Annotated in this window: 7 protein-coding genes; 3 read left to right on the top strand and 4 right to left on the bottom strand. The window is 54.9% G+C overall.

Annotated features, from left to right (window positions below):
• Window positions 1–8: 8 nt before the first annotated feature.
• The gene (locus BG842_RS11800) at window positions 9–2348 is read right to left on the bottom strand and encodes a TIM-barrel domain-containing protein (protein ID WP_069450880.1); all 2340 of its coding nucleotides are present in this window, start codon (window positions 2346–2348) and stop codon (window positions 9–11) included.
• A gap of 134 nt (window positions 2349–2482) precedes the next feature.
• On the opposite strand from BG842_RS11800, the gene BG842_RS11805 reads away from it, so the two are divergent.
• Entirely contained in the window at window positions 2483–3745 is a 1263-nt protein-coding gene (locus BG842_RS11805; protein ID WP_083252510.1) for a mandelate racemase/muconate lactonizing enzyme family protein, read from the top strand.
• Between the two features lie 255 nt (window positions 3746–4000).
• On the opposite strand, the gene BG842_RS11810 is transcribed toward BG842_RS11805, so the two are convergent.
• Window positions 4001–4867, bottom strand: coding sequence for a carbohydrate ABC transporter permease (locus tag BG842_RS11810; RefSeq protein WP_069450881.1), 867 nt, complete (start codon window positions 4865–4867; stop codon window positions 4001–4003).
• A 1-nt stretch (window position 4868) separates the two neighbouring features.
• Window positions 4869–5837, bottom strand: a complete 969-nt coding sequence (locus BG842_RS11815; RefSeq protein ID WP_083252508.1) for a carbohydrate ABC transporter permease — start codon at window positions 5835–5837, stop codon at window positions 4869–4871.
• 246 nt (window positions 5838–6083) lie between these two features.
• Between BG842_RS11815 and BG842_RS11820 the strand changes: the two genes are divergently transcribed.
• Window positions 6084–7391, top strand: a complete 1308-nt coding sequence (locus tag BG842_RS11820) for an ABC transporter substrate-binding protein (RefSeq protein WP_069450882.1) — start codon at window positions 6084–6086, stop codon at window positions 7389–7391.
• A 183-nt stretch (window positions 7392–7574) separates the two neighbouring features.
• Here BG842_RS11820 and BG842_RS11825 read toward each other — a convergent pair whose 3' ends face one another.
• On the bottom strand, window positions 7575–8477 hold the full coding sequence (locus tag BG842_RS11825) for a dihydrodipicolinate synthase family protein (RefSeq protein ID WP_083252509.1): 903 nt from the start codon (window positions 8475–8477) through the stop codon (window positions 7575–7577).
• Window positions 8478–8646: 169 nt separating this feature from the next.
• Here BG842_RS11825 and BG842_RS11830 point away from each other — a divergent pair.
• Window positions 8647–9260, top strand: a 614-nt coding sequence (locus BG842_RS11830; protein WP_139136103.1) for an aldehyde dehydrogenase family protein, incomplete at its 3' end; no start/stop codon positions are given.

Consider the following 9260-nt stretch of genomic DNA (forward strand, 5'->3'; position numbering starts at 1 on the left):
TAGTAGGACTATGCGATAACTACGATGTGTCCTTCGTCAACTGTCCATTCGCCTTCGGTCGGTTTCTCGTCGACACATTCGAACACGGTACCGTTTACGGACACGGTCTCGGGTATCGACCCTTCGATTTCGAAGACAACTGAATCGGTGGATAGTTCCTCGTACGAGAGTTCGAGTGACTCCTCGACCGTAGAAGCCGCCATATCTCCCAGCGTGTCCATATCCACGTCGTAAAACGAACCAGCGGCATCTCCTTCAGCGTCGAGTGTTGTCCGAACCCGAAGCGTCTCTGGTGTTCCCATACTGATTGTTTCGGTCGGTTCTCGACGGGGAATCATCGTACCCGCGCGGAGGAACAGAGGCATGGTTTCCTTGGGTGCGTCGACGCTAACCGTCTGGCCGCCCGATCGCCACTCATCGGACCAAAAGTCTACCCATTCCCCTTCCGGGAGGTACACATCCTGTCGTCCCGATTCCTCGAAAACCGGTGCGACGAGGATGTCCGTGCCGATGAGGTACTGTGTATCCAAGCGGTGAGTCGTCGGATCATCCTGATACTCGAGAACGAGGGGACGGATCACGGGCAGGCCTGTTCGTGCAGCGATTTCCGCATACGTGTAGATATAGGGGAGCAACGAGTACCGGAGCCGCGCATACTCGCGGAATATCTCGAGCGCATCCTCGCCGAACTCCCACGGTTCGCGCGGAGTCGTTCCATGACAGCGTGCGTTACTCGATAGCAGGCCGAACTGTGCCCACCGAATGTATAAAGCATCGGTCGGGGTCCCTCGGAACCCGCCGATGTCGTGGCTCCAGTAGGCGATACCGGACAGTGACGCGGATAGGCCGCCGCGAAGTGCTGCACTCATTCCGTTCCACGTCGTCTGTGGGTCTCCTCCCCAGTGCATTGGGAAGCGTTGACTTCCCGTCCATGCCGCTCGACCCCAGACGATAGCCTCATCGGCACCGTTGACCTCTCCGACTGTTTCGTAGACAGCCTCGTTGTAAAGGTACGGGTATAGATTGTGCATCGACGCTCCATTCTGCCCGTTTGCGAATACGGCGTCCTCGGGAACGTACTCCCCGTAGTCGGTTTTGAACACGTCGACGCCCATTTCCAACAAGCGACGGTGTTTATCTTTCCACCACTCGACAGCATCCGGATTCGTGAAGTCAACGAGCGCGCCTCGATAATCGCCCTGGCAAGTATGGTCCATCACGTATGGCTTCCCGGTCCCGTCGGTGACGAAGTAACCTTCACGCGCGCCCGTCTCGAAGGCGGCGGTCCCAACGGGGACGTGTGGGTGCTCCCAGAGCGAAAGGTGGTATCCATCGGCGTTTAAATTCTCGATCATCTCCTCCGGGTCAGGGAATTGCTTGACGTCCCACTCCAAATCCGTCGAACAATGGTCTCGCATCCAGAATGGGTCGAGATGAAGGACATCGCTGGGAATTCCCTCTTCGCGAAGGCGGCTTGCGATGTTCTCCAATTGGTCACGTGATTCGTAGCCCAAACGGGACATCCACGTTCCAAAGCTCCATTTCGGTGGCCGGTTTGGCCGCCCCGTAACCGCGGTATATCTCCGCAGAATATTCTTGAAGTCGGGCCCGTAAAAGAAGAGGAACGCAAAGGTGTCATCAGCCACTGAGATGGATGTACTGGCGGTCGACGTTTTCCCGAAGTCGTAGTGTACACGCGCGGTCGTATCCAAGAGCAACCCGTACCCATTCGTCGAGAGGTGGAAGGGGATATTCTTGTACGCCCGCGGCGTTTCCGTCCCGAGCGGTTCCTCGTGCCAGAGATCTAGTTCTCGTCCCCGGCGATCGAACTCGACGAACTGCTCGCCCGCTCCATACAGCTTCTCATTCGGTTCGAGGCCGAACGCCGTGCCGGTTTCGACGACACGCCGCGGGTTGTGATTGATTTCCTCCTGTGTAACGCCCAGTGGCTCCACCCGTGACCGCGCAAATACGTCCAAATCTTCCCGCTGTTCACGCAGGACCACATCCCCGTCATCTTCGACCCGAAACGCCCACTCTTCGAGGCCGATGACGACTTCGAGCGCGCCGGAGTCGAGAACGAGTTCACCGTCTGACTCCGTCACGTCGAGGCTGACATCCTCGGCAAGCGCGTCCGTTTTCAGGTCCGGGTACGGGCAGTCTGCACGTACTTCCGGATTCGCTTTGAGTTCGAATCGAAACGTCCACGGGTCGTAGAATACAAGAGTCACTGGCAGCGTACGCGTCGTCACCGTCTCCGGCGCGTCGATTTCACACTCCAATGAGACGCTGGCACCATCGATGGTGTAGGTATCGACGGCTGAAACAGTCATTCGTTCGGTTGTCATTGACGGTCGATTTAGGGAGGCTCACACTAATAAAACTACCCTCCGACTTGTTTTGTTAAAGCGAAGACCTTTCAGGCAATCACTTTTCACACTCACCACAATCTTTATTCGAACGTTACGATACAACATAGATGATGACGAACGAAAATCCGGATTATCGTATCGCCCAAGGTGGCGGCGTTCCGTGGCGGGATATGGGAATGGACGAAACTCATCGCCCACCAGAACGAGACATCAAAATCACGGCCGTGAAGACGATGGCAATCGCGGGCAACTTCACGTGGGGTATCGTCAAGGTCGAAACGGACGCCGACGTTTACGGCCTTGGGGAGACGTTCCGTGCCGAAGCAGCGTTGGATATGGCCGAGCGGATGACTATCGACCTACAGGGCGAGAATCCGCTCGACACGAATCGCCTGCGAGAACTCCTCGAACAACGGTATACCGGTACCGGACGTATCGGGCAAGCGGCGTTTACCGCCATCGAGATGGCCTGCTATGATATCAAAGGGAAGGTGTTCGACGTGCCGGTGTACGAATTACTGGGCGGGAAATATCGCGATAGTATCAAAATCTACTGCGACACGCACGCTGGCGAGTCACTCGGTGAAGCGGCCTCTCATGACCCGACCGACGTGTACACGCCGGAGTCCTACGCTCGTGCGGCCCGCGAAGTCGTCGATGAAGGCTTCGAGGCGTTAAAGTTCGACCTCGATATTCCAACCCATCGGGCGTACGACGAGGCCAACCGTCGAATGGACAACGCGGCACTCGAACACAAAGTATCACTCGTCGAAGCAGTTCGCGACGAAATCGGGTACGATATCGACTTGGGCATGGACCTTCACTGGAACTTCACTGTGGAGACGGCCGTCCGACTCGGAAAGAAACTGGAACCGTTCGACCTCGCGTGGCTCGAGGACCCGGTTCCTCCCGAGAAGTGGGATGCACAGAAGCGAGTCACCGAAAAACTCGACGTACCCATCTTGACGGGTGAAAATCTCGTGACTGCAGACCAGTTCAACAAGACGGCTCGGATGGGGATGATGGATATCGCAGCTCCTGACGTGAACAAGTGTGGTGGACTCGGCGAGTACATCGATATCGCCACCGTCTGTGACCTCTATGGAATTCCGATCGCCTCGCACAACATCTCCAGTCCACTTGGCACCATCGCCGGGGCACACGTCTCCGCAGCGATTCCGAACTTCCTCTGTATGGAGTGGCATTCTCGTGACGTCCCGTGGTGGAACGAAATGGCGACTAGAACCGGCGAGAGTGGTCCTATTCTCGAAGATGGGTACATCGAGGTTCCGGAAGGTCCGGGCCTCGGTGTCGAGTTAAATCGTGACCTCTGTGAACGATATCTGACCGATGGGTCAGAACTCATCGTCTGAAGCTTTCTGTTATCCGGACAGACGGTATCTAGTCGCTGATTTCAGTTCGACCCCCGTGTCGAAGAGCATCGAGTCGTCGGTCGTTCTGCGTTTTCAGTTACGGTCGAACACTGAGAAGGGATTCCTATCGGCCAGTGGCTCACCCCGCCAGGTCTCTTCTGCAGACCGATGACATCGTGTCTGCATCGCTCGGCATGCATAGCCGAACTGTAGAATAGTTACAGCGCTCGCAAATCTTGGATTCGAAGCGAGTGGTCAGGCTTTGCCGGTGCCAGCGGTCAGTCCCTCGACGACCTTTCGTTGGAAGAAGAGCATGAACAGCATCAACGGGACGATAGACATGAACACCGCCGCCGAGATGGTGCCCCACGGATACTGAAACTCTCCCTGATACAGTGCGATTCCAACGGTGATGGTGCGCATACTATCCTCCGTCATGAAGGTCAGAGCGAAAAGGAACTCGTTCCATGCGTAGATGAACACGATAATTGCCGTCGTCGCCATCGCCGGTGCGGAGACGGGGAGGATGATGCGAAAGAGAACGCCGATACGTGAGAGGCCGTCCATCAGACCGGCTTCTTCGAGCGAATCCGGGAGTTCCTTGAAATACGCTTGGAAAATCCAGACCGCGAACGGGAGCTGGAAGGCGGCATAGGGGATGATGAGGCCGAGATAGTTGTTGAGCAGCCCCCAAGAACGGGCGAGCGAGAAGAGAGGAATGAGCCTGGAAATGAAGGGCAACATTGCGGTACCCAGAATGAGCAGCAGAACCGGCAACTTGAACCGAAACCGGAGTCGTGAGAGTGAGTACCCCGCCAGTGCACCGAGAATCACGTCGACGACTGCCGTTCCGCCGGCGATGATGAAGCTGTTGAACAGATAGCGAATGAACGGTGCTTGACTGAGGGCCGTTCGATAATTCTCGAGCGTCGGGTTCTGCGGTAGGTACTGAACTGGGAACTGGACGACGTTCGATGGTTGCTTTATCGATGTGATGAACATCCAAATGACTGGGAACATCGAAATCAGTGCGATCGCTATGACCGAGCCATAAAAGCCCAGTTTTTCCCCCACTTCTTGGAGCGAATCGAGGTCGAACCCCGAGGTGGACTTTGTACTCATATCAGCGCACCTCCGGTTCGTATAAGGTTCCGACATAGACCAATGAAATGACCAACGCAATGAGCGTGATGAGTGTCGCGGCGGCCGACCCCTGTCCGAAAGACAACTGTGTGAATGTCAGTTGATGATCGTACAATACGAGCGTTGTCGTAGCCTCCCCAGGGCCACCACCAGTCAGGCCGTAGGGCAGTCCAAATGCTTGGAACGCGGGGAGCGTCCGAAAGATGAGCGCGACGAGGATCGTCGGCTTCAACAACGGAAGCGTGATGTCACGAAATCGCCGCCACTTCGTCGTGCCGTCCATGCGCGCCGCCTCGTAGAGATGATCAGGTATCCCTGAGAGTCCAGCGAGCAGGATGAGCGCCATAAACGAGCTCGTTTTCCAGATAGTGACAAACGTCATTGCGGCGAGAGCCACATCCGGCTTTGCCAAGAAGGGATATGGGCTGTTCAGAATGCCAATCCGGATCAGCATGTCGTTGATGATTCCGTACTGACCGTGAAACATCCACGCCCAGATTTTCGCATTGATAACCGTTGGGAGTGCCCAGGGAAAGAGAATCGCCGCTTGGATGAAGTACTTCCCTTTGAATGCACGCTGAAGCAGGAGTGCGATCCCGAGACCGATGACGAGTTCGATGGGCACCGACACGAACGTGTAGATCATGCTCACTTTGAACGAGTTCCAGAAGCTCCCGCTGTTTATGAGTTGGTCGTAATTCTGCAGCCCAACGAAGGTGGTCGGCCTCGATTCGAGGACGTATCCGGTGTAGAGGCTGCTCCGTAGTGTTTCGACGATTGGGTAAAAGGATACCGCCAGTAGAAACAGCACGACGGGTGTCAACAGCGCCGTTGCCAGTTCCTCTTCCGTCAGGCGGAGTTCTCGGTATCGTTGCCATCGCGATTGGGCGGCGTCACGGCCTGAAGAATCTCGTTGAGAGCTACTCGATCGGTCGATAGTGTTTGACATACTGCTTCATTATCCATGACGGAACAACCGCCAATAAATCTACGGGAGTACACACATTCACGTGACGACTGTCGTATTTAAATAGACGATTCGAAATGGAGAATAATGTCGTCGCAGTGGGAGTCACGATATCCCGTTCTCGGAGGCTGGAGTCTATCCCATCGCGCTTCTCACTTTTCTTCTTGTCTTAATCTATGTGGACGAATAACAACAGTTATCATCCGGTGTGTTCATGTGTGACAGTGTATGTCCGACCAGGCGACTAGCCAGAAACGGCGACAGGTACTGAAAGGAATAGCTGTCGGTGGAACGACCTTACTCGCGGGATGCAGTGGTGACGGCGATCAAGACGGTGGTTCCGGCGACGGCGGTGGCCAAACGGAAATCAAATACATTTATCCTGGATACTTCAGCGAAGACGCGAAGAGCCTGCTACCGCTGTTCAAAGACCAGTCGAAGAACGTCAAAATAACCTCGCAGCAGACGTCTGCCGAGTCCGCGTCGACGCGCAAATATTACGTCAACCAGTTCATCTCCCAGTCTTCCTCCTTTGCGGTCGGAAACATGGACGTCGTCTGGCCCGCCGAGTTCGCGAAGAACGGGTGGGCTGCGACGATGAAGGACCCGAATGGCCTCACGGACAAGATGTTGAAGACCCCCGTCGATTCCGTCACTATCGACGATAAACTCTACGGGATGCCGATCCATACGGACGCCAACGCGCTGTACTATCGTACCGACCTCTTGAAGAAGGCAGGGTACGATAATCCTCCCGAGACGTACACTGAGTTGGTGGAGATGGCGAAAAAAATCAAGAAGAACAGCAGCAAGGACCTCAACGGGTATATCTGGCAAGGTGGCACTAACGAGGGACTCACCATCATGTGGCTCAATTGGCTCTGGGGAATGGGAGGAAGTGTTCACCAGAATGGAAAACTCAAAGTCAACACCCAGAAAGGCGTCGATGCGCTCTCCCATGCTGTCGACCTCATTCATAAACACAAGATCACACCGGATTCAGTTCCCTCGTCCAGCACCGACCAGAATCGGAAGACGTTCCAGCAAGGGAACACGATATTCATGCGTAACTGGCCGTATGCCTATGCGCTAATGAACGAAGATGAGTCTCCGATCAAGGGGAAGTTCGCCGTTGCGCCGCTGCCGAAAGCGAAGGGGAACGCGAATGCAAAGAACTCCTGCCTCGGTGGGTGGAACATCTTCATAAACAGTTACTCGGAGAAACAAGAGGCGGCCCAGAAGTTCGCCAACTTCATGGCTTCGACGGAGGCGCAAAAGAACATGGCATTAGAACATAGTCGATTGCCGGTTCGAAAGGAGCTCTACAAGGAGAAATTCTTCAAGCAGGCAGAGCATCTGAAGGTGTTCAAAAATATCGTCGAGCAAACGAGTGCACGTCCGGCAACGCCGAAATACTCGACGTTCTCGAAGATCGTCTACACGGAATGTAACAAGGCGCTCGTGCAGAGTAAATCTCCGAAAAAGGCCCTTGACGATGCCCAGAAGAAAGTAGATAGCCAAGTCAACAACGCCTAGGTCTTCTGCATTCATCCGAGGAAAACGTCTCTTCTACGCATTGAACCCTTTTCGTTGCCATCTACAGGCAGAGCAGGCCGAGTGCCTCGGGGCTTGACCCCGAGGTGGTTCACTCTGCACCAGATTCGGTATGAAACACTTGTTCTGGGGAATCAGTCCAGGGAATACTTGTTCTTGTCCGCATCAAATATGACCGCTTTCGATCCCGGTAATGACGCGTTCGTATATGCTTTCCAGTTCATCCTGCTCACGTTGCGTTAATTTCGGTAGTGGCGGAAGTGGGTCACCGATATCCGTCGTATGAAGCGTGACGAGGTGTTTGATACCCGCGGCGGTCGGCAAATCATCCGTCGCGCTGACCATCGGTGCGACGACGTGCTTCATGAGGTAAGCGACGATATCGTACTCATCCGCTTGGTGAGCGTCGTAAAGACGGGAGAGATATTCCGGGAACACGTTCGCGGGACCGGCTATGATACCGTCCGAACCGAGTTCGAGTGAGGCCGCGGCGAGACCCGTTGCGCCTTGGAATATGGCGAAATCATCGTCGGTCCGTTCGTTAAGTCGATAGTGATAGGTGAGGTCCCCGGAGGTGTCTTTCAGTCCGACGATGTTCTCATGTTCAGCGAGTGTTTCGACAGTTTGGATTTCTAGCGCGTTGCCGGTCAACGATGGAATGTTGTACAGAACTACTGGAAGAGATGCGCGATTCGCGATGGTGTGAAAGAAGGTTTCGAGCCCCGATTGTGTCGTGTTCAAGTAGTATGGAGCGACGACGACGGCGACGTCGGCGCCAGCCCCCGAAGCCGCATCGATGTTTTCGGTGACGTCCTTGATACTTGTCCCACCACACCCCGCAAATATCGCTACGCTTCCGGCAGCGGTCGTCGAAACCATCTCTATTACAGTCCGGTTTTGCTCGTTCGTCAAGCTAGAGAACTCTCCGATGGAACTCCCTGGAAAGAGACCGTGTACACCTCCTTCGATCAGCGCGTGAGTGAAACGTTCTATCGCCTTTTCGTTGATCTCCCCGCTACACCGGTTGGTAGGCGTAGCCATGGGAACAATTGTCCCCGATAGGTCCATATGTGTCCCTCGTTTAGCATCAATTTATAATTTGGGATGGTGATTCAAAGTCGATCTAGTGGATTTATTCCAAACATTTAATCCGTTGTTGAATTCAACCATATCTATCGTCGTTATAAGTGGTTTACAGCACAACATTTATTGGCTCGTTAGCTGAGCACTGAGACGTATGAGTGCAGAACTAGTTAGCCGTCTCGACAAGCAGATGCTCATCGCAGGCAATTGGGTGGACGCTGACAACCGAAGTGACGTCGTACATCCGTACGACGGATCGGTCGTCGGATCGATTCCACTCGCGAACACAACGCAAGTAACCGAGGCCATTGAGGCTGCCGATGCTGCTTATCGGGAGTCGACGCTGTCGGCGTATCAGCGCTACGAACTTCTCACCGTCGCCGCGGATGCGCTCGCGGAACGGGCCGATGAGGTAGCGACCATAATCACCAGTGAGCAGGGCAAGCCGTTGACCGAAGCACAAACTGAAGTCGACCGTGCTGTACAGACGCTCCGACTCTCGGGTGAGGAGGCAAAGCGGCTGTTCGGAGAATACGTCCCGATGGACGGTCAGAAGGGCTTCGCAAAAGACCACTGTTTCACTCAGCGCGAACCGGTCGGTGTTGTCGCTGCTATCACCCCCTTCAACTTCCCGCTGAACCTCATGGTACACAAGGTCGGTCCGGCTCTCGCCGCCGGTAACGCTGTCGTCGGCAAACCCGCATCGAACACGCCGCTGAGTTCTATCGCTCTGTTCGAGTGCTTGGACGACGCTGTTGAAGAAATCGG

Origin of the sequence: Haladaptatus sp. W1, from assembly GCF_001723155.1 — an archaeon.
Taxonomy (GTDB): domain Archaea; phylum Halobacteriota; class Halobacteria; order Halobacteriales; family Haladaptataceae; genus Haladaptatus; species Haladaptatus paucihalophilus.

Bases quoted from the DNA above. Each gene is read 5' to 3' on its own strand.
- BG842_RS11800 (WP_069450880.1), bottom strand. From the start codon at position 2,348: ATGACAACCGAACGAATGACTGTTTCAGCCGTCGATACCTACACCATC.
- BG842_RS11805 (WP_083252510.1), top strand. From the start codon at position 2,483: ATGACGAACGAAAATCCGGATTATCGTATCGCCCAAGGTGGCGGCGTT.
- BG842_RS11810 (WP_069450881.1), bottom strand. From the start codon at position 4,867: ATGAGTACAAAGTCCACCTCGGGGTTCGACCTCGATTCGCTCCAAGAA.
- BG842_RS11815 (WP_083252508.1), bottom strand. From the start codon at position 5,837: ATGTCAAACACTATCGACCGATCGAGTAGCTCTCAACGAGATTCTTCA.
- BG842_RS11820 (WP_069450882.1), top strand. From the start codon at position 6,084: ATGTCCGACCAGGCGACTAGCCAGAAACGGCGACAGGTACTGAAAGGA.
- BG842_RS11825 (WP_083252509.1), bottom strand. From the start codon at position 8,477: ATGGACCTATCGGGGACAATTGTTCCCATGGCTACGCCTACCAACCGG.